Source organism: Tatumella sp. JGM118 (genome assembly GCF_018257515.1).
In the GTDB taxonomy this organism is placed as follows: Bacteria; Pseudomonadota; Gammaproteobacteria; order Enterobacterales; family Enterobacteriaceae; genus Tatumella; species Tatumella terrea.
The window spans coordinates 39,018-60,147 of record NZ_JAERJR010000012.1 but is presented as its reverse complement, the minus strand read 5'-3'; the positions used below and the strand labels follow the sequence as shown (position 1 = coordinate 60,147).

General features: G+C 54.4%; 20 protein-coding genes. 18 read left to right on the top strand and 2 right to left on the bottom strand.

Going from position 1 to position 21,130, the window contains the following annotated elements; all coding sequences use genetic code 11:
* The first annotated feature begins 25 nt into the window (after nt 1–25).
* A complete protein-coding gene (gene queE, locus JK223_RS11860; protein WP_212714387.1) occupies nt 26–697 on the top strand; it encodes a 7-carboxy-7-deazaguanine synthase QueE in 672 nt (223 codons plus the stop codon).
* A gap of 55 nt (nt 698–752) precedes the next feature.
* Here the strand turns inward: queE and queD are convergent, their stop codons facing one another.
* Nucleotides 753–1,121: a 6-carboxytetrahydropterin synthase QueD gene (queD, locus tag JK223_RS11855; protein ID WP_025902604.1), complete on the bottom strand. Its 369-nt coding sequence runs from the start codon at nt 1,119–1,121 to the stop codon at nt 753–755.
* Between the two features lie 274 nt (nt 1,122–1,395).
* On the opposite strand from queD, the gene cysJ reads away from it, so the two are divergent.
* The 16 genes from cysJ to rpoS all read left to right on the top strand — a co-directional run bounded on the left by cysJ (nt 1,396) and on the right by rpoS (nt 17,204).
* A complete protein-coding gene (cysJ, locus tag JK223_RS11850) occupies nt 1,396–3,204 on the top strand; it encodes an NADPH-dependent assimilatory sulfite reductase flavoprotein subunit (RefSeq protein WP_212714386.1) in 1,809 nt (602 codons plus the stop codon).
* Nucleotides 3,204–4,916: an assimilatory sulfite reductase (NADPH) hemoprotein subunit gene (gene cysI / locus JK223_RS11845; protein ID WP_212714385.1), complete on the top strand. Its 1,713-nt coding sequence runs from the start codon at nt 3,204–3,206 to the stop codon at nt 4,914–4,916. Before cysJ ends, cysI begins: the two co-directional genes overlap by 1 nt.
* 11 nt (nt 4,917–4,927) lie before the next feature.
* The gene (locus JK223_RS11840; protein ID WP_212714384.1) at nt 4,928–5,659 is read left to right on the top strand and encodes a phosphoadenylyl-sulfate reductase; all 732 of its coding nucleotides are present in this window, start codon (nt 4,928–4,930) and stop codon (nt 5,657–5,659) included.
* Between the two features lie 326 nt (nt 5,660–5,985).
* Nucleotides 5,986–7,398 (top strand): siroheme synthase CysG, encoded by a 1,413-nt coding sequence (cysG, locus tag JK223_RS11835; protein WP_212714383.1) that lies wholly within the window; start codon nt 5,986–5,988, stop codon nt 7,396–7,398.
* Nucleotides 7,399–7,409: 11 nt separating this feature from the next.
* A complete protein-coding gene (gene cysD, locus JK223_RS11830) occupies nt 7,410–8,318 on the top strand; it encodes a sulfate adenylyltransferase subunit CysD (protein WP_212714382.1) in 909 nt (302 codons plus the stop codon).
* Between the two features lie 10 nt (nt 8,319–8,328).
* Entirely contained in the window at nt 8,329–9,759 is a 1,431-nt protein-coding gene (gene cysN / locus JK223_RS11825) for a sulfate adenylyltransferase subunit CysN (protein ID WP_212714381.1), read from the top strand.
* Complete coding sequence (gene cysC / locus JK223_RS11820) at nt 9,759–10,364, top strand: adenylyl-sulfate kinase (protein ID WP_212714380.1); 606 nt, start codon at nt 9,759–9,761, stop codon at nt 10,362–10,364. The genes cysN and cysC overlap by 1 nt, the downstream gene beginning before the upstream one ends.
* Before the next feature lie 45 nt (nt 10,365–10,409).
* A complete protein-coding gene (locus JK223_RS11815) occupies nt 10,410–10,733 on the top strand; it encodes a DUF3561 family protein (protein ID WP_212714379.1) in 324 nt (107 codons plus the stop codon).
* Between the two features lie 159 nt (nt 10,734–10,892).
* Complete coding sequence (gene ftsB, locus JK223_RS11810; RefSeq protein ID WP_212714378.1) at nt 10,893–11,210, top strand: cell division protein FtsB; 318 nt, start codon at nt 10,893–10,895, stop codon at nt 11,208–11,210.
* 11 nt (nt 11,211–11,221) lie between these two features.
* Entirely contained in the window at nt 11,222–11,938 is a 717-nt protein-coding gene (gene ispD, locus JK223_RS11805; protein WP_212714377.1) for a 2-C-methyl-D-erythritol 4-phosphate cytidylyltransferase, read from the top strand.
* Entirely contained in the window at nt 11,938–12,417 is a 480-nt protein-coding gene (ispF, locus tag JK223_RS11800; RefSeq protein WP_305803617.1) for a 2-C-methyl-D-erythritol 2,4-cyclodiphosphate synthase, read from the top strand. Before ispD ends, ispF begins: the two co-directional genes overlap by 1 nt.
* A complete protein-coding gene (gene truD, locus JK223_RS11795) occupies nt 12,414–13,463 on the top strand; it encodes a tRNA pseudouridine(13) synthase TruD (protein ID WP_371813123.1) in 1,050 nt (349 codons plus the stop codon). Before ispF ends, truD begins: the two co-directional genes overlap by 4 nt.
* Nucleotides 13,444–14,205: a 5'/3'-nucleotidase SurE gene (surE, locus tag JK223_RS11790; protein ID WP_212714375.1), complete on the top strand. Its 762-nt coding sequence runs from the start codon at nt 13,444–13,446 to the stop codon at nt 14,203–14,205. Before truD ends, surE begins: the two co-directional genes overlap by 20 nt.
* Nucleotides 14,199–14,825, top strand: coding sequence for a protein-L-isoaspartate(D-aspartate) O-methyltransferase (locus JK223_RS11785; protein ID WP_212714374.1), 627 nt, complete (start codon nt 14,199–14,201; stop codon nt 14,823–14,825). Before surE ends, JK223_RS11785 begins: the two co-directional genes overlap by 7 nt.
* Nucleotides 14,826–14,984: 159 nt before the next feature.
* Complete coding sequence (gene nlpD / locus JK223_RS11780; protein ID WP_212714373.1) at nt 14,985–16,166, top strand: murein hydrolase activator NlpD; 1,182 nt, start codon at nt 14,985–14,987, stop codon at nt 16,164–16,166.
* A 48-nt stretch (nt 16,167–16,214) separates the two neighbouring features.
* Complete coding sequence (gene rpoS, locus JK223_RS11775; RefSeq protein ID WP_212714372.1) at nt 16,215–17,204, top strand: RNA polymerase sigma factor RpoS; 990 nt, start codon at nt 16,215–16,217, stop codon at nt 17,202–17,204.
* A 91-nt stretch (nt 17,205–17,295) separates the two neighbouring features.
* Here the strand turns inward: rpoS and mutS are convergent, their stop codons facing one another.
* Nucleotides 17,296–19,857 (bottom strand): DNA mismatch repair protein MutS, encoded by a 2,562-nt coding sequence (gene mutS / locus JK223_RS11770; RefSeq protein WP_212714371.1) that lies wholly within the window; start codon nt 19,855–19,857, stop codon nt 17,296–17,298.
* A 778-nt stretch (nt 19,858–20,635) separates the two neighbouring features.
* Between mutS and JK223_RS11765 the strand changes: the two genes are divergently transcribed.
* Nucleotides 20,636–21,016, top strand: coding sequence for a putative T6SS immunity periplasmic lipoprotein (locus tag JK223_RS11765; protein WP_371813121.1), 381 nt, complete (start codon nt 20,636–20,638; stop codon nt 21,014–21,016).
* The last annotated feature ends 114 nt before the right edge of the window (nt 21,017–21,130 follow it).

Genomic DNA, 21,130 nt, shown 5'->3' with positions numbered 1-21,130 from the left:
ATCTTTTGTCATAATTGAGCAAGTGATGCTGTACCCGATTAACGAAATGTTTCAAACCCTTCAGGGCGAAGGCTTTTATACCGGTGTTCCGGCCATTTTTATCCGTTTGCAGGGCTGCCCTGTCGGGTGCAGCTGGTGTGACACCAAGCATACCTGGGAAAAATTCGCCGACAAAGAGGTCCCGGTGGGGGATATTCTGGTGAAGACGGCCGAAAGCGAGCAGTGGGGCAATGCTGAACCGCTGACGCTGCTGAAAATTATCAGCGAGCAGCAATGGACGGCACGCCACGTGGTGATCACCGGAGGCGAACCGGCCATCTATGATCTGCGGCCGCTGACCACCGCGCTGGAAGCCTTTGGCTATAGCTGCCAGATTGAAACCAGCGGTACGCACCCGATCCAGTGTTCTGAAGACACCTGGGTCACCGTTTCACCGAAGGTAAATATGCGCGGCGGCTATGATGTGCTGACCCCGGCGCTGATCCGTGCGGATGAGATCAAACATCCGGTGGCCCGCGAACGGGATATCGAAGCTCTGGAGCAGTTGCTGGCGCAGGTTGAGGACGATAAGTCCCGTATTATTGCGCTGCAGCCGATCAGCTGTAAGAAAGAGGCGACGGAGCTTTGTATCTCTGCGTGTATTGCCCGCAACTGGCGATTATCGATGCAGACACATAAGTATCTGAACATTGCCTGACCCGGAGCCGGCGGTCTGAGGATAGCCGGCATCGGTGAGTCTGTACTTTTCTGCGTTATGCCTGTCCGCGATAGACACAGCCTGCGGTACAGGTCTCTTTGATCATCACCGCACTGAGCAAAGGTAATTCCGGCTTCATTTTCTGCCAGATCCAGGCCGCCAGCACTTCACTGGTCGGGTTTTCCAGACCGTCAATCTCATTCAGGTAGTGATGATCCAGCTGTTCATACAGGGGCTTGAAGCGGGCCTTCAGTTCGGCAAAGTCCATCACCCAGCCGGTATGCGGGTCCACTTCCCCGGTGATTTCCAGCCGGACCAGGAAAGAGTGCCCGTGCAGGCGTCCGCATTTATGTCCGTCCGGGACATGGGGTAAATAGTGAGCGGCTTCGAACTGAAATTCTTTAAAGAGTGTAGTAACTGACATAATTCTTCCCGGATGTAAAAGCCGCAGATTCTACCGCAAAACCCGGCATTTCTCACACTTTTCCCTGATATTCCCCCCGCTAACCACGTCACGTCGCCGGCAGCTGACAAACCTTTATCTCTTACCACTTTTACTGGTTAATAATAGTGATAAAACCCGTTAGGCAATTTGGTTATGTGATATGCATAAGCTGTCTTTAACGGGCATACTCTCTCCGTTAACCTTACATTCTCTGATTCTATTTTTCGCCGCTGATACTGGACTACGAAACGCAATGACCAACAAGGCCCCACAGCTTCCGCTTTCGGCAGAACAACTCGCCCAATTACAGGCTGCGACGCAGGATTTTTCTGCGACCCAGATGGCCTGGCTTTCCGGTTATTTCTGGGGACGGTTAAGCGGCGATACGCCGGTCGCCGCTGCCCCTGCTGTCTCTGCAACTCCGCAGGCTGCTCCGGCGCCGACCGTGACCATTATTTCCGCGTCACAGACCGGCAATGCCAGGCGACTGGCGGAGCAGTTACGGGACGACTTGCTGACCACCGGCGTGGCTGTCTCACTGGTGAATGCCGGCGATTATAAGTTTAAGCAAATCGCTCAGGAAAAATGGCTGCTGGTAGTGACTTCGACCCAGGGGGAAGGTGAACCGCCGGAAGAGGCTGTGGCCTTACATAAATACCTGATGTCGAAAAAAGCCCCGGAAATGAAAGCGACGGCGTTTGCGGTGTTTGGCCTGGGCGACAGTTCTTATGAGTTTTTCTGTCAGGCCGGTAAAGACTTTGACCAGCGTCTGGCTGACCTGGGGGCAGAACGACTGCTGACCCGGGGTGATGCCGATGTCGATTATCAGGCGACGGCCGATCAGTGGCGTCAGGAGATTGTGGCATTACTGCAGCAACGGTTACCGGCGGTCTCCGACACGGCTGTGTCACAGGCGGCCAGTGGTGCCAGCGACGAAATTGACAGTACCCCGTATACCAAAGAACAACCCCTGGTCGCGTCGCTGGCCGTCAGCCAGAAAATCACCGGCAATGATTCGCAGAAAGATATCCGTCATCTGGAGATAGACCTTGGCAGTTCCGGCCTGCGTTATCAGCCAGGGGATGCACTGGGCGTCTGGTTTGAGAATGACCCGCAACTGGTGGAAGAACTGCTGGGATTATTATGGCTGGACGGAAAGCAGCAGGTCAGTGTTGGCGGTCAGTCATTGCCTCTGGCAACGGCTTTGCAACAGCATTTTGAACTGACGGTTAATACCGCGCAGATCGTGGAAAAATATGCCCATCTCTCCGGGCACAGTGAATTACTGTCGATGGCCGGGGATAAGGCCGCGTTACAGGCCTATGCGCAACGGTGGCCGATTGTCGATATGGTCCGCCATGCCCCGGTGGAATTACGGGCAGAGCAACTGACAGAACTGTTACGACCGCTGACGCCACGCCTTTATTCGATTGCCTCTTCTCAGGCCGAAGCCGAAGATGAGGTGCATATCACGGTCGGTGTTGTCCGTTATGACATCGAAGGCCGCGAACGCAGCGGCGGAGCCTCCGGCTTCCTGGCTGACCGGCTGGAAGAAGATGGCGAGGTGCGGGTGTTTATCGAACATAACGATAATTTCCGTCTGCCGGAAAACCCGCAAACCCCGGTGATCATGATTGGCCCGGGTACCGGCATTGCCCCTTTCCGTGCGTTTATCCAGCAGCGGGACAATGACGGCGCAGAGGGTAAAAACTGGCTGTTCTTCGGTAACCCGCACTTCACCGAGGACTTTCTCTATCAGGTCGAATGGCAGAAATATGTAAAAGATGGCCTGCTGACCCGTATCGACCTGGCCTGGTCCCGTGACCAGCAGGAAAAAATCTATGTGCAGGATAAACTTCGTGAGCAGGGGGCCGAAGTCTGGCGCTGGATCACGGAAGGTGCGCATCTGTATGTCTGTGGCGATGCCAGCCGGATGGCGAAGGATGTTGAACAGGCCCTGATTGAGATCATTGCCGAACAGGGGCAGATGGACAGCGATGCTGCCGACGAATATTTGAGTGAGCTGCGCGTGGCGCGCCGTTACCAGCGAGATGTGTACTAATGAGTGATAAAAATCCCGGACCGTTAGTGGTCGAAGGCAAACTGACGGATGCCGAGCGCCTGAAAAAAGAGAGCCATTTTCTGCGCGGCACCATTACCGATGATTTGTCCGACGGTCTGACCGGCGGATTCCGCGGCGATAACTTTTTGCTGATCCGTTTTCACGGCATGTATCAGCAGGATGATCGCGATATCCGTGCCAGCCGTGCAGCGCAGAAACTGGAACCGCGTCATGCCATGATGCTGCGTTGTCGTCTGCCGGGCGGGATTATCACCCCGCAGCAATGGCTGGCGATTGACCGTTTTGCCACCGATAAAACCATTTATGGCAGCATCCGTCTGACCAACCGTCAGACCTTCCAGTTCCACGGGATCCTGAAGAAAAACGTCAAACCGGCGCATCAGATGCTGCATGAAGCCGGGCTCGATGCTCTGGCGACGGCAAACGACGTGAACCGTAATGTGCTCTGTACGTCGAACCCTGTCGAGTCGGAATTACATCAGGAAGCCTACGAATGGGCAAAACGTCTCTCTGAGCACCTGTTACCCCGGACCCGTGCCTATGCGGAAATCTGGTGGGACCAGGAAAAAGTAGCGACTACCGATGAAGAACCGATCCTCGGTGAGACCTATCTGCCGCGTAAATTTAAGACCACGGTCGTCATTCCGCCGAACAATGACGTTGATTTGCATGCCAATGACATGAACTTTGTGGCAGTGGCCGAAAACGGCAAACTGGCGGGATTCAACCTGTTGCTGGGCGGTGGATTATCCATTGACCACGGCAACAAAGCGACCTATGCCCGTACCGCGACCGAAATCGGCTTCCTGCCGCTGGATAAAACGCTCGATGTCGCCACCGCCGTGGTGACCACCCAGCGTGACTGGGGGAACCGGACCGATCGTAAAAATGCCAAGACCAAATATACCCTGGAACGGGTCGGGGTTGACGTTTTTAAAGCCGAAGTCGAAAAACGTGCCGGGATCCGTTTTGAACCTGTCCGTCCGTATGAATTTACCACCCGTGGCGATCGTTTTGGCTGGATCAAAGGGATCGATAATCAATGGCACCTGACCCTGTTTATTGAAAATGGCCGTTTACTGGACTATCCGGGCCGTTCGCTGAAAACCGGGATTGCGGAAATCGCGAAGATCCATCAGGGCGACTTCCGCCTGACGGCTAATCAGAACCTGATCGTGGCCGGGGTGGCGGAATCGCAAAAGCAGATCATCGAAGATCTCGCCCGTGAACATGGCCTGATGGAATCGGTCAGTGTGCAGCGTGAAAACTCCATGGCCTGCGTGGCCTTCCCGACCTGTCCGCTGGCGATGGCCGAAGCCGAACGCTTCCTGCCGGCGTTTGTGGATGAGGTGGAGACTATTCTGTCCCGTCACGGGGTGGGCGATGAACACATTGTCCTGCGGGTGACCGGGTGTCCGAACGGCTGTGGTCGTGCTCTGCTGGCAGAGATCGGCTTAGTCGGTAAAGCCCCCGGCCGCTATAATCTTCATCTCGGGGGCAACCGTATCGGTACGCGTATTCCGCGCATGTACCGTGAAAATATTAATCAGCAGGAAATTCTGTCGGTACTGGATGAACTGATAGGCCGCTGGGCCACCGAACGTCAGGCGGACGAAGGGTTCGGCGATTATGTGATTCGGGCGGGGATTATCCGACCGGTTCTCGATCCTGCCCGTGATTTCTGGGAATAACGGAGGTAGCTATGTCTCTCAGGTTATCCGAACTGAATGTACTGGACAAAACAGCACAGCAGCAGGCGCTTGCCGGGGTTAATCAGCAACTGGAAGCGCTGACCGCAGAACAGCGGGTAGCATGGGCACTGGAGAATCTGCCAGGTCATGTGGTGCTCAGTTCCAGTTTCGGGATTCAGGCTGCGGTTTGTCTGCATCTGGTGACCCGTCAGCGACCGGATATCCCGGTGATCCTGACCGATACGGGGTATCTGTTCCCGGAAACCTATCAGTTTATTGACCGTCTGACGGATCAGTTGCAGCTGAATTTACAGGTATTTCGTGCCACCGAATCCCCGGCATGGCAGGAGGCCCGCTACGGTAAACTCTGGGAGCAGGGCGTTGAGGGTATCGAAAAGTATAATACGCTCAATAAAGTCGAGCCGATGAACCGCGCCCTGGAAACCCTGCAGGCATCGACGTGGTTTGCCGGACTTCGCCGTGAACAATCGCAGAGTCGTGCCGGATTACCGGTACTTTCTGTCCAGCGCGGCGTATTTAAGATTCTGCCGATCATTGACTGGGATAACCGCCAGGTTTATCAGTACCTGAAACAACACGGGCTGTCTTACCACCCGTTATGGGACCAGGGCTATCTGTCGGTGGGGGATACCCATACCACCCGCAAGTGGGAGCCTGGTATGGCCGAAGAAGAAACACGTTTTTTTGGTCTGAAACGTGAGTGCGGTCTGCACGAAGGTTAAGCGGTTGCTGCACGGGACTCCCGGTGTCGTGCAGCGTTTCTGTGTTCTGTCGCTGGCGGATCGCCTGTTCAGGCAATGCCCTTTAGTCTGCTGATTAATAAGTTAAATTAATTTTTCCTGCCGAAAAATCCGGCCGGAACGGCGGAGTCTGCCCGCTTCTTCTGCGCTAAACAGCCTGCCGGGACGGGGGGTAACGGGGCTTATTCAGAATACGCATAAGCTTTGCATATTCCATTAGGTTACTGCTCATTCCAAATCGACATTTCAAACCTGCCGTGGCAGTCGTATAGTCATTATTATTCTAAGTAAATAACAACCAGGTGACCGTGGATTACCTTCCTCTATTTGCAGAGCTTCGTGGCCGGCCCGTATTAGTGGTGGGCGGCGGGGACATTGCTGCACGAAAAATTAGTCTGCTCAATCGCGCCGGCGCGCAGGTGCTTGTGGTCGCGCGGAAGCTTTGTGAAGAGCTGGAAACCCTGCGTCAGCAGCAACAACTGACCTGGCTGGCGACAGAATTTGCTGAGACGCAGCTGGATGCGGTGTTTCTGGTGATTGCGGCAACCAACGACAATGCTCTGAATCAGCGGGTGTATGACGCCGCAGAGCACCGGCAGAAGCTGGTCAACGTGGTGGATGATCAGGCGCGTTGCAGCTTTATCTTTCCCTCGATTGTCGACCGTTCACCGCTGGTGGTGGCGATCTCTTCCGGCGGGAAAGCTCCGGTACTGGCCAGATTCTGGCGCGAAAAACTGGAATCTCTGCTGCCGGCAAGTCTCGGCGAGGTGGCAAGGATCGCCGGGGAATGGCGGGACCGGGTGAAGCAACATTTACCGGATGTCACCCAGCGGCGCTACTACTGGGAACGCCTGTTCGGCGGACGTTTCACGGCACTGGTCACGGCCGGCCGCCAGCAGGAAGCAGAAAAAATAGCAGAGCAGGAACTGCAGCAGTACAGCACCCCGAAAGGGGAGATTTATCTGGTCGGTGCCGGCCCGGGAGATCCCGGACTTCTGACCCTGCGCGGGTTACAGGTACTGCAACTGGCCGATGTCGTACTGTATGACTATCTGGTCAGTGACGAGATTCTGGAATTAACCCGCCGGGATGCGGAGCGTATCTGTGTCGGTAAACGGGCAGGGGCGCACCTGGTTATCCAGGAAGAGACCAACCGGTTACTGGTCCGGCTGGCGCAGGAAGGTAAACGGGTGGTCCGCCTGAAAGGCGGTGACCCGTTTATTTTTGGTCGTGGCGGCGAAGAATTACAGGTTGCGGCAGAGGCCGGCATTCCTTTTCAGGTGATCCCCGGGATCACGGCGGCCTCCGGGGCGACGGCATATGCGGGGATTCCGCTGACGCACCGCGACCACTCGCAGAGTGTGCTTTTTATTACCGGACATTGCCAGCCGGGCAGCGAGCTTGACTGGCCTTCTCTGGCCCGGGCGCGTCAGACGCTGGCTATCTATATGGGGGCGATGAATGCGGAGACCATCAGCCGCGAGCTGATTGCTCATGGCCGGGAGCCACAGACGCCGGTGGCGATTATCAGTCGCGGCACCCGAGCAGATCAGCAGGTCAGTAAAGGCACTCTGGCCGGACTGGGTGAGCTTGCACGGCAGGCTCCTTCCCCGGCATTACTGGTTATTGGTGAGGTGGTTCTGTTACAGGATCAGCTTGCCTGGTTTCAAACTTCATCATCGCAGGTCGACGACGACCCGCGGCTGAACCCTTCTGTTTGAGGAAAAGTTGTATGGATCAGAAACGATTGACTCATCTGCGTCAGCTTGAGGCAGAGAGTATTCATATCATCCGTGAGGTGGCTGCCGAGTTCAGCAACCCGGTGATGATGTATTCCATTGGTAAAGATTCCTCAGTGATGTTGCATCTGGCCCGGAAAGCTTTCTATCCGGGGAAACTGCCTTTCCCGCTGCTGCATGTGGATACCGGCTGGAAATTCCGTGAGATGTACGAGTTCCGTGACCGTACCGTGAAAGAGATCGGTGCCGAGTTGCTGGTTCACCGCAATCCGGAAGGGGTCGCGATGGGAATTAACCCGTTCGTTCACGGCAGTGCCAAACACACGGACATCATGAAGACCGAAGGCCTGAAACAGGCGCTGAATAAGTATGGTTTTGATGCAGCCTTCGGCGGCGCACGCCGTGACGAAGAGAAGTCCCGTGCGAAAGAGCGTATCTATTCTTTCCGTGACCGTTTTCACCGCTGGGACCCGAAAAACCAGCGTCCTGAGCTGTGGCATAACTACAACGGGCAGATCAACAAAGGCGAAAGTATCCGCGTGTTCCCGCTGTCTAACTGGACGGAACTGGATATCTGGCAATATATCTTCCTGGAAAACATCGAAATCGTGCCGCTTTACCTGGCCGCTGAACGCCCGGTGCTGGAGCGTGACGGTATGCTGATGATGATTGATGATGACCGTATCGATCTCAAACCCGGAGAGGAAATTAAAAACCGCATGGTGCGTTTCCGTACGCTCGGGTGCTGGCCACTGACCGGTGCCGTCGAATCGCAGGCGGAAACACTGCCGGAGATCATTGAGGAAATGCTGGTTTCCACAACCAGCGAACGCCAGGGCCGGGTGATTGACCGTGATCAGTCCGGGTCTATGGAACTCAAAAAACGCCAGGGATATTTCTGAGGACACTGCCATGAATGAAGTATTAGCACAGGAAATTGCGGCTCAGGGCGGAGTGGAAGCCTGGCTGACCGCACAACAACATAAGAGTCTGCTGCGGTTTCTGACCTGCGGCAGCGTCGATGACGGCAAGAGTACCCTGATCGGCCGGTTACTGCATGATACTCGTCAGATCTATGAAGATCAGCTCTCATCACTGCAGACTGACAGTAAGCGTCACGGAACCCAGGGTGAAAAGCTGGATCTGGCATTGCTGGTGGATGGGCTGCAGGCGGAACGTGAGCAGGGCATTACCATTGATGTGGCTTACCGTTATTTCTCTACCGAAAAACGTAAATTTATTATCGCCGACACCCCGGGACACGAGCAATACACCCGGAATATGGCGACCGGCGCATCGACCTGTGATCTGTCGATTTTGCTGATCGATGCCCGGAAAGGGGTACTGGACCAGACCCGGCGCCACAGCTATATCTCAACCCTGCTGGGGATCAAACACCTGGTGGTGGCGGTGAATAAGATGGACCTGGTGGATTTCAGTGAACAGGTCTTCAATGATATTCGTCAGGATTACCTGGATTTTGCAAGCCAGCTGCCGGACGACCTGGATATCCGTTTTGTGCCCCTTTCTGCACTGACCGGAGATAATGTCGCCATCAGCAGCGAGGATATGCCGTGGTACACCGGGCCTTCGCTGTTACAGATTCTGGAAACGGTGGAAATCGTGCCGCCGACCGTTGATCAACCGATGCGTTTCCCGGTGCAGTATGTGAACCGCCCGAATCTGGACTTCCGCGGGTATGCCGGGACTCTGGCCTCAGGCACCGTCCGTACCGGGCAGGCCGTGAAGGTATTGCCTTCCGGGGTATGCTCGACCATTGCCCGGATTGTCACCTTTGACGGCGACCTGCAGGAAGCCTCGGTCGGGGAGGCTGTTACGCTGGTCCTGAGTGATGAAGTGGATATCAGCCGCGGTGATTTGCTGGTCGATGCACAGGAAACCCTGAAGCCGGTGCAATCTGCCGAGGCGGACGTGGTCTGGATGGCAGAAGCTCCGCTGATCGCCGGAAAAACCTACGGCATTAAAGTCGCCGGTAAGCAGGCCCGGGCGACCGTGGACCATATTGTTCACCAGGTCAATATCAACACCCTGGAGACGGCGGCGGTTGATGAATTACCGCTGAATGGTATCGGTAAAGTGGTTCTGACCTTCGATGAACCGTTAGTGATCGACCCCTACACTGCCAACCCGGTCACCGGCGGACTGATTTTTATCGACCGTCTGAGTAATGTGACGGTGGGTGCCGGGATGATCTCCGCGTTACGTGATGAGGCAGAGGCGACCTCCGGCCATCAGTACAGCGAGTTTGAACGCGAACTGAATGCGCTGGTCCGTAAGCATTTCCCGCACTGGGGTGCCCGTGACCTCTCCGGAGGCCGTTAATGGCTGAGCATGATGAGAATGTGGTCTGGCATCCTCACAGCATTACGCGGGAGGATCGCCAGCAGCGACAGGGTCATCGTGGCGCCGTCGTCTGGTTTACCGGGCTGTCAGGGTCGGGGAAATCGACCCTGGCCGATGCGGTTGAACAGCAGTTATTTCAGCAGGGGGTCAATACCTTCCTGCTGGATGGCGATAATGTTCGTCACGGCCTGTGTCGCGATCTCGGGTTCAGCGATGCAGACCGGAAAGAGAACATTCGCCGGGTCGGTGAAGTGGCAAAACTGATGGCCGATGCCGGATTACTGGTGCTGACCGCCTTTATCTCCCCTCACCGCAGTGAGCGGCAGATGGTCAGGGAATTACTGGACGGGGATCAGTTTATTGAGGTGTTTGTGGATACCCCGCTGCACGTCTGTGAGGCGCGGGATCCGAAGGGGTTATACCGTAAAGCCCGTGCCGGAGAGCTGACCAATTTCACCGGCATTGATGCGGTCTATGAGGCCCCTGAGCAGCCTGAACTGCATCTTGATGGCGAACAATTCGTTACAAAACTGAGTGACGAAATCATCGATCTGTTACGCAGGAAAGATATTATCGATCTTTGAGATGACAGGGCGAATTGCTGCCCTGTAACCGAATACAGGATCGATATGCAGAACGTCACTTCATTGCTTGCCAGACAATCAGTTCCGCCGGAAGAGGGCAGCGGTGTCTCTCTTTCCGGGGGAATTATTGGTTTTTTTGCGTATTTATTTGCGCTGGCAACGCCATTTTTCTACTTTGGTGCCAGTGTATTGTTCTTCTTTATGTATACCTGGCCGTTCTTTCTGGCATTATTACCGGTGTCAGTCATTGTCGGGATTGCGTTCTGCATCTGGCTTAACCGTCGTCTGCTACTGACCTTGGTATTTACGCTTCTGATTGTGATTTCTCTTTTCTGGGTGTTATTTTCCTTCCTTGCCGGCTGGAATTAGGGCCTGTCCTGAGGATCTTTTCTGCAAAAAAGCCATACTGCTGCGGTTAAGACAGCATTTTTATTACAGAATTTTCATGAAAAATACGACATTTTGGTTCCCGCAGTGGAGTCCTGCCGAAAGTTATGGGATGATTGAGCGGTTTTTCAGGGGGCGGGGATGGGAAAACTGACAATATTGTTACTGATTTTACTTGGCTGGCTGCAATACTCGCTGTGGCTGGGTAAAAACGGTATTCATGATTACACCACGGTAAATCAGGAAGTCGCGGCTCAGCAGGCAATCAATGCCAAACTTAAAACGCGCAATGATCAGTTGTTCGCGGAGATAGACGATCTGAACGGAGGTTCGGAAGCTATCGAAGAGCGGGCACGTAATGAGCTGGGAATGATTCGTCCCGGTGAAACTTTCTATCGTCTGGTAACAGAGCAAAATAAACGCACTGCACAATCTGCGGTGTCAAACCAACAACGATAAAAACGACAACAATGACAAGCACCGTATCCCTTCCGGATGTGATTGCTGTAGTTCCGGCAGCCGGTATCGGCAGCCGGATGCAGTCCGATCGTCCGAAACAGTACATGACTCTCGGTCAGCGTACTCTGCTCGAATACAGTATCGCCTCTTTATTTACCCACCCTGCTGTCAGTAAAGTCGTGGTGGCTTTGCACCCGGATGATGACCAGTTCCACCGGTTACCGCTGGCGTCTGACCCGCGTATTATAACGGTTACCGGAGGCGGCTCCCGTGCGGATTCGGTCTATGCCGGGCTGCAGGCGGCGGGCGACACGGAATGGGTACTGGTGCACGATGCCGCGCGGCCCTGCCTGCATCCGGACGACCTGCAACGTCTGCTGACGCTGACGGCTGACAGTAAGGTCGGGGGGATTCTGGCTTCGCCGGTTTCTGACACCATGAAACGCGCCCTGCATGAGGGGAATGCGATTGAACATACGGTCGATCGCGAGGCGCTATGGCATGCGCTGACCCCCCAGTTATTTCCGTTAGCATTGTTGAAGCAGTGCCTGCTTCAGGCGATGAATGACGGGGCCACTATCACCGATGAAGCGTCGGCGCTGGAGTATTGCGGGTACCATCCCCGACTGATCCCGGGACGCAGTGATAATATCAAAGTCACCCGCCCTGAAGATTTGGCGCTGGCAGATTTCTTTTTAACCCGCAGGCAGACAGAGGAGAACGCATGATGCGTATCGGCCATGGTTTTGATGTTCACGCCTTTGGCGGAGAAGGCCCGCTGGTCATTGGCGGGGTCAGAATTCCTTTTGAGCAAGGGTTTATTGCCCATTCTGATGGTGATGTTGCTTTACATGCCCTGACCGATGCCTTATTAGGCGCCGTGGCGATGGGTGACATCGGTAAATTATTCCCGGACACGGATCCGGCATTTAAAGGCGCTGACAGCCGCGGACTGCTGCGTGAAGCCTGGTCCCGCATTCGTCAGAAAGGCTATGACATCGGCAATGTCGATATCACTCTGATTGCCCAGGCACCTAAGATGCTGCCCCATGTCGCTCAGATGCGTATTAACATTGCTGAAGATCTCGGCTGCCATATGGACCAGGTCAATGTAAAAGCCACCACGACAGAAAAGCTGGGGTTTACCGGTCGCGGAGAAGGCATTGCCTGTGAGGCGGTGGCCCTTCTGACGGTAGCTGACCGATGAAAATGAGTGAACTGCTGTATCTGCACGGCCGGCCATCGGTTTCCGGGGTGATCCGTGCCACCGCTGATGATTTCCGGGTGACAGAAGACCTGGGATATCAGCCGGATGGCGAAGGGGAACAACTGCTGGTGCGTTTGCGTAAAACCGGATGCAACACACGGTTTGTGGCCGATGCCCTGGCCCGTTATCTGAAAATACCGGCCCGCGAGGTCAGCTTTGCCGGCATGAAAGACCGTCATGCGGTGACCGAACAGACATTCTGTTTACGGCTGCCAGGCAAAGAGATGCCCGATATGAGTGGCTTCGAGCTGGAAGGCTGTGAAATTCTGCAGGTTTCGCGGCATAAACGCAAAATCCGGACCGGGGCACTGGCCGGGAATGCGTTCAGCCTGATCCTGCGTGACATCAGCGATCGGCAGGCAGCGGAACAGCGACTGGCACTGATTGCTGAGGCCGGAGCCGTCAACTACTTTGGTGAGCAGCGATTCGGCCGTGACGGGCACAACCTGACCATGGTCACCCAGTGGGCCTGTGGGGAAATTACGGTCCGCGATCGGAATAAGCGCAGTTTACTGCTCTCGGCTGCACGAAGTGCTATGTTTAATCAGGTCACCAGCGCGCGACTGGCGGCGCAGGGTGACCTGCAGACGCTGATGCGCGGTGATTGTGTGCAACTGACCGGTCGTGGCAGCTGGTTTGTCGTCAAAGACGATGAACGGGAAGACGTGCAGGAGCGTGTCTGTCGCCATGAACTCCGCCTGACGGCACCGCTGGCTGGCCGCGGTGACGCCGGTCCGCAGGAAGACGCTAAACGGTTTGAACAGCAAATCCTGGACCAGAACCCCGGGCTCTGTGCCTTGTTGTGCAAAGAAAAAACCGATGCGGCCCGCAGAGCAATGCTGGTGGTCCCGAAAAATATGCACTGGCAGTGGCAGGATGATGCCACCCTGAAACTGGATTTCTGGCTACCGGCCGGCAGTTTCGCGACCAGTGTTGTCCGTGAACTGTTACTCCAGGGAGGCGTGATTGAGGATATTGCTGAGTAATGATGATGGTGTGTTCGCACCGGGGATCCAGATTCTGGCCAGTGCGTTACGTACAATGGCGGAGGTGCAGGTCGTTGCCCCGGATCGCAACCGGAGCGGGGCCTCCAATGCCCTGACCCTGGAATCACCCCTGCGGACGTTTACCCACAGCAACGGCGATATTGCCGTATTAATGGGCACACCGACCGACTGTGTTTTTCTGGGCGTTAACACGCTGATGCGCCCGAAGCCGGATATCGTTGTTTCCGGCATCAATGCCGGACCGAATCTGGGGGATGATGTGATCTATTCCGGGACGGTAGCGGCGGCGATGGAAGGACGTCATCTGGGGCTGCCGGCGCTGGCCATTTCCTTAAACGGGCAACGTCATTACGAAACGGCCGCCGCCGCTGCCTGTGCCATTCTGCAGGCATTACAGCGCGTCCCCTTACGGACCGGACGGGTACTGAATATTAATGTGCCGGATGTGCCGTTGTCAGACATTAAAGGCTACCGGGTCACCCGCTGCGGACGCCGGCATCCGGCCGACCAGGTGATCACCCAGCAGGATCCCCGTGGCGAGACCATTTACTGGATAGGTCCGCTGGGCGGCACCCTGGATGCCGGCCCGGGCACCGACTTTGCCGCTATCGAAGAGGGATATATCTCAATTACCGCTCTGGATGCTGATCTGACCGCTCATCCTGCTCAGGAAAAGCTGGCCGACTGGCTGGAGCATGCTGAGGTCGCGCTGCCATGCTGAACAAACGCATTGAAATGTTACTTGCGCAACTGCGCAAACAGGGGATCCATGATGAGCATATTTTACGTGCCATTACTGATGTCCCCCGTGAGCATTTCATTGACGAAGCGTTTGAACATAAGGCATGGGACAATAATGCCTTACCGATCGGCTACGGACAGACGATCTCCCAGCCTTATATGGTGGCCCGGATGACCGAGCTGCTCGGGCTGACACCGCATTCCCGGGTGCTGGAAATCGGCACCGGATCAGGTTATCAGACAGCAATCCTGGCCCACCTGGTGGATCATGTTTATTCTGTAGAGCGGATTAAGGGGCTGCAGTGGCAGGCAAAACGGCGACTGAAGCAGCTGGATTTGCATAATATCTCGACGCGCCATGGTGATGGCTGGCTGGGCTGGCCTTCCCGCGGGCCATTTGATGCTATTATAGTCACCGCCGCACCTCCTGAAATACCAGCCGCGTTATGCGGCCAGCTGAGTGAGCAGGGCGTGATGGTATTGCCGGTGGGCGATGAACAACAGGTATTACGACGTATTCAGCGTTCAGGCGATGAGTATATTGATGATGTGATCGAGCCTGTGCGTTTTGTCCCCCTTATCCAGGGTGACTTAGCCTGACAGGCTGATGAATTAAACGAAAACAGGTCGCGCAGCGTGTCGCTGGCAGGACAGTCAGCGACACCCGCCTTTATAGTGACCCTTGCCGGGACGTACAGATTTTTACGGCTTGCTGCCGGCAGGGTGTCATATCTCTTCCTTTTGTTATCCGGGGGAACGATGAGCACGGGAAGCACAACTTTTCAATTATTTCCATTACGCCGTCTGGCAGTTTTAACCATTACGGCGATAACCCTGGCGGGCTGTAGCTCCGGTGACAATACCCAGGCGCCTATCTCTGCCATCAACGGCAGTGCCGGAGGGCATACCAGTGATGCACCGGCCTCTTATGGTCGGGTGCCGGCAGCACCGGTCCTTAACGGTACCGTTCCCTCAGGCCCGGGGAATAGCATGAGTACGCGTCCGGTACAGCGCACGGCTGAACCGATACAGCGTACGGCTGAACCGATACAGCGTACCGCTGAACCTGTTCAGGCTCCGGTACGCACCGAAAACGGACATATTGTGTACGATCGGACGTATGGGAATATTCCTAAAGGTAGCTACAACGGACCGACCTATACCGTAAAACGCGGAGATACCTTGTTCTATATTGCCTGGATCACCGGCAATGATTTCCGTGATCTGGCGCAGCGGAATGATGTCGCTGCCCCGTATTCCCTCCACGTGGGACAGGTATTGCAGGTGGGTAATAGCTCCGGACAGCCAATCACAGGAGGGAATGCCATTTCAATCGCTGATTCCTCTCAACCTTCTGTAAATCCATCGGCTACGCCTTCTGTCAGGCAGGTTGCGCGGCAACCAGTTATTACGTATTCTGATGATTCGGGTGACGAAACAAACAGCACCGTTAATAGTGGCAGTAAACTATTACCGTCGAGATCACCGGTAGTGGGCAGTGCTTCGGCACCTATCACGGCACCGGTCACTCCACCGACCGCAAGCAGTACTTCAGTCAGCTCCGCGCCAATCACTACCTGGCGCTGGCCGACAGAAGGAAAAATTATTGATAGCTTCTCGGCCTCCGAAGGTGGCAATAAAGGGATCGATATTGCCGGCTCACGGGGACAACCTGTGGTCGCTACTGCTGCAGGTCGTGTGGTTTATGCCGGTAACGCACTCAGAGGGTATGGAAACCTGATCATCATTAAACACAATGACGATTATCTGAGTGCTTATGCGCATAACGACACGATGCTGGTCCGCGAACAACAGGAAGTGAGCGCAGGACAAAAAATTGCAACGATGGGGAGCACAGGAACAAGCTCAGTCAGGCTGCATTTTGAAATTCGTTACAAGGGGAAATCCGTCAATCCGTTGCGCTATTTGCCGCAACGATAACAGGCAGGGCTGAGATGGCTCTGTCCGGGATAAGGGGAGGAGCCATTGATGAACCGAAATACACTTAAAGTTAATGAGTTACAGGAAGATGCATTTGACGACAATGGCAACGAAGCCTTTGATGAGAATGCAATAGTAGCAAATGACTCTAAAGATGATGACGTAACAGAAGATGAGCAGCTGACTCAGGCGGCATCTCAGCGTGTTCTGGATGCAACTCAACTCTACCTTGGGGAAATTGGATTTTCTCCGCTACTGACTGCCGAAGAAGAAGTTTTCTTTGCCCGTCGGGCTTTACGCGGTGATGTGGCAGCACGTCGCCGTATGATCGAAAGTAACCTGCGTCTGGTGGTTAAAATTTCGCGGCGTTACAGCAATCGTGGTCTGGCTCTGCTCGACCTGATTGAAGAAGGGAATCTCGGCCTGATCCGCGCGGTTGAGAAATTTGATCCTGAACGTGGATTCCGTTTCTCAACGTATGCGACATGGTGGATCCGTCAGACCATTGAGCGTGCCATTATGAATCAGACACGGACCATCCGTCTGCCGATTCATATCGTGAAAGAGCTGAATGTCTATCTCCGTACTGCCAGAGAACTGGCCCATATGCTTGACCATGAGCCAAGTGCGGAAGAGATTGCCGAGGAACTGGATAAACCGGTTGAAGACGTCAGCAGGATGCTGAAGCTTAATGAACGCATAACGTCTGTTGATACCCCGTTAGGGGGAGATTCGGATAAGGCACTGCTGGATATTTTGTCTGATGACAATGACACCGGGCCTGAAGATCGTACCCAGAACAATGATATGAAGCAGAGCATTGTTAAATGGCTGTACGAACTGAATCCGAAACAGCGTGAAGTTCTGGCCCGCCGCTTTGGGCTGCTGGGCTATGAAGCCGCGACTCTGGAAGATGTCGGGCAGGAAATTTCTCTGACCCGTGAACGTGTCCGCCAGATTCAGGTGGAAGGTTTACGTCGGTTACGGGAAATCTTACAGGGACAGGGTCTTAGCATTGAAGCGTTGTTTCGCGAGTAACAGGACGTTATCGCGTAACGGACCATTTTCAGGGATGAACTGAGAGCAGCCTGTCACGACAGGCTGCTTTCTTTTTGCCGTTTTTCCGGCCTCAGACCAGGTCTTTTAACCGGTACAACCATTCCAGTGCCTGACGTGGCGACATAGTGTCAGGATCCAGCGCTTCCAGCGCTTCAACCGCCGGCGAAACCTCGGCTTCCAGCAGTGGCAACTGTGGCCCCCCGCTACGGGACGGCGTATCCTTTGCGGAAATCATCTCCAGTTCACGCAGTTTCTGACGTGCACGTTTAATCACTTCTTTAGGGACACCCGCCAGCGCCGCGACGGCCAGCCCGTAACTTTTACTGGCCGGGCCCTCCTGAACACTGTGCATAAAGGCAATGGTATCGCCATGCTCCATCGCATTCAGGTGCACATTGACCACACCCTCCAGTGTTTCCGGTAAGGCCGTCAGTTCAAAATAGTGGGTCGCAAACAGGGTCAGGGCCTTAATGCGGTTGGCCAGATTCTCGGCACAGGCCCATGCCAGTGATAATCCATCATAAGTCGAGGTCCCGCGGCCAATCTCGTCCATCAGTACCAGGCTGTTGGCAGTGGCATTGTGCAGGATGTTGGCCGTTTCGGTCATTTCGACCATAAACGTCGAACGTCCGGAAGCCAGATCATCGGCGGCACCGACCCGGGTAAAGATGCGATCGATCGGGCCCAGGGTAACCGCATCTGCCGGGACGTAGCTGCCGGTCCAGGCTAACAGGGCAATCAGTGCCGTCTGGCGCATATAGGTACTTTTCCCTCCCATATTTGGCCCGGTGACAATCAGCATCCGTCGTTGCGGCGAAAGTGCCAGCGGGTTAGCGATAAAGGGTTCTTTAAGTACCTGTTCAACGACCGGATGACGTCCTTCCCGGATACTGATCCCGGCACTGTCCTGTAAAACCGGACAGCAATAATTAAGTGTCATGGCACGTTCTGACAGATTTGTTAATACATCAAGTTCTGATAATGCACTGGCGCTTTGCTGTAACGGCTCAAGAAAAGGCAATAATTGATCAAAAAGGGCCTCATACAGGGCCTTTTCCAGCGACAGGGCTTTGCCTTTCGAGGTCAGGACTTTGTCTTCATACTCTTTCAGCTCAGGAATAATGTAACGTTCGGCATTTTTCAGCGTCTGGCGACGTACATAATGCATCGGCACCAGATGACTCTGACCGCGACTGACCTGAATATAGTAGCCATGCACCGCATTAAACCCGACCTTCAGGGTATCCAGCCCCAGTGACTCCCTTTCCCGGATTTCGAGTTTATCCAGATAATCGGTGGCACCGTCCGCCAGCGCCCGCCACTCGTCCAGCTCTTCATTGTACCCCGGCGCGATAACGCCTCCGTCCCTCACCAGAACCGGCGGAGTTTCGATAATAGCCTGCTCAAGTAACTCTCGCAGTCCGGTAAACAAGCCGCTTTGCTGCGCCAGTGTTTTCAGACGCGGGCTGGCGGCATTGGCTAAGATTTCCTGTAATTCCGGTAACTGACGGAAGGCGTGGCGCATTCTGGCGAGGTCACGCGGCCTGGCGGTCCGCAGCGCCAGACGGGCCAGAATACGCTCCAGGTCGCCGACCTGGTGTAACAGCGGTTGGAGCTGCTCATTCAGGTCCTGAAGTTCGGCAATGCAGCTCTGACGTTCCCGGATCACCTGTGCATCACGCAGGGGCATATGCAGCCAGCGTTTCAGCATCCTGCTGCCCATCGGGGTGACCGTCTTATCGATCACCGCCGCCAGGGTATTATCGGTGCCACCCGCCATATTCAGCGTAATTTCAAGATTACGACGTGTCGCGGCATCCATAATGATGGTGTCCTGCTGGCGTATCATACTCAGCCCACGGATGTGCGGCAGGGAGGTGCGCTGAGTATCGCGGGCATACTGTAACAGGCAACCCGCGGCAGGCAGGGCCAGCAGCGCCTGTTCAACCCCGAACCCGCGCAGATCGCGGGTGCCGAATTGCAGGTTAAGCTGCTGGCGTGCGGTACTGAGTTCAAATTCCCAGACCGGGCGACGGCGCAGACCGCGACGGCCATCGATTAATGGCATCGCAGCAAAGTCTTCCGGATAGAGCAGTTCTGACGGATGGGTCCGTTGCAGTTCAGCGGCCAGCGCTTCCGCATTTTCCGGCTCGCTCAGCAGGAAGCGTCCGGAACTGATATCCAGCGTGGCATACCCGAATCCCGTGCCTTTCGGGCTTTCATAAACGGCGGCCAGCAGATTGTCCTGACGCTCATTCAGCAAGGCTTCGTCGCTGATCGTGCCGGGGGTCACAATACGGACCACTTTCCGTTCGACCGGGCCCTTACTGAGGGCGGGGTCGCCCACCTGTTCACAGAGTGCAACGGACTCCCCCAGCTGAACCAGTTTTGCCAGATACCCTTCCACCGCATGGTAAGGCACACCCGCCATCGGGATAGGCTGTCCGGCGGAAGCACCGCGTTTGGTCAGCGAGATATCCAGTAATTGCGATGCTTTCCGTGCATCATCAAAGAACAGCTCATAAAAGTCGCCCATCCGGTAGAACAGCAGAATGTCCGGATGTTCCGCCTTCAGACGCAGGTACTGCTGCATCATCGGGGTGTGAGAGTCTAAATTTTCGAGGGTACTCATAGTGTTGAGATGTCCATTATCATAAAAATTAGAGAGTTAAGTGATTTTATGATTATCATTGTTTTCACGTTGTCTCATGGGATCTCATGAAATCCTGCCGTTAACGGCAGGCTGACGTGTAGCGTGCCAAACGGCAGAGGGGTGAAAATGCAGCTTCGCAAGCCACAACCCACATTTCCTTTCACGAGTACAGGGTGGATATGATAACGGAGTCTGCAGGACAGGAAAACACGCGGAGAAGCGACTTTTTTCGGGGCCGCCCGAAAGAATGAAATATGATGATGGCGATGCCGCGGAAACGGCAGAAATTCGGTGCATCGGCACCCTGCGATGGCCTGACCCGGAGTCAGTTTTTTCTGGCGCGACACGAGACGCCTGACGGAAAACCAGCCCGGGTTCAAAGGGGCACTTTCTGCGGACTTCTTCCGCCGCAGTACCTCCGGCAAACCTCGGTTTCTTTCGCAAACGACTTAACCTTCTGACATTTATGTGAAAAAGCTCACATACGTACTATATCTTATTGCACGCCGTACGATCTGCGTCGTACCGTATTAATACAGAGGATCTTCCCGCTTACCGTGTCCGGATAATCAGATTATTTCTAGATATTATTGCTTTAAATATTATGGGAGCATTCGTCTGAAATATGAAACCGGTCGTCAGGCAGGTTTTAATGATTTTTCAGGTAATAATACTCTTTCGCTATATAATAACCTATTCCTGGCATCAATGTGATAAGAGTGCGATATGATGAAATTAATAATCATGCTTATTTCTATTGTTTTTTTTAACCTCCTGCCATATAAATGATCCTCGCCCGGAAATTCATCGGGCGAAGGTCAGTGTAGCCGGTGGAAGGGTGTGTATTACTGCACCGGGGAGTCAGGGAGAAAGGATCACTTCATTAAGTATTAATGAGGTCAGGAATAGTGAAAAGTTGATGGCCAGAACATTCATTATTGATAATGCGCCAGTGTTATTTTCAGATAAATGCATTTCAGATGCCGGCTTTACTTTTTCCCCGGGTAAATCATATATATTCTCTGTTAATGCAATACGGATAAAAGAAAATCATATTATCGAAAATGGTAATAGTTATAGTGTGACTTTTTCCGTGTGGAAAGATAACGGGGAATTAAAAGTAAAAGATATTAACTAACCCGCCCGAAAATTGTGCCTGATTTCCGGCGGTCAGGAGAGCGCGTCTGTCACCCCGGCCTGTGGCAACGCCTGATCGGACCATCCCGTATCCGGAGAATGAAACACATCTTTC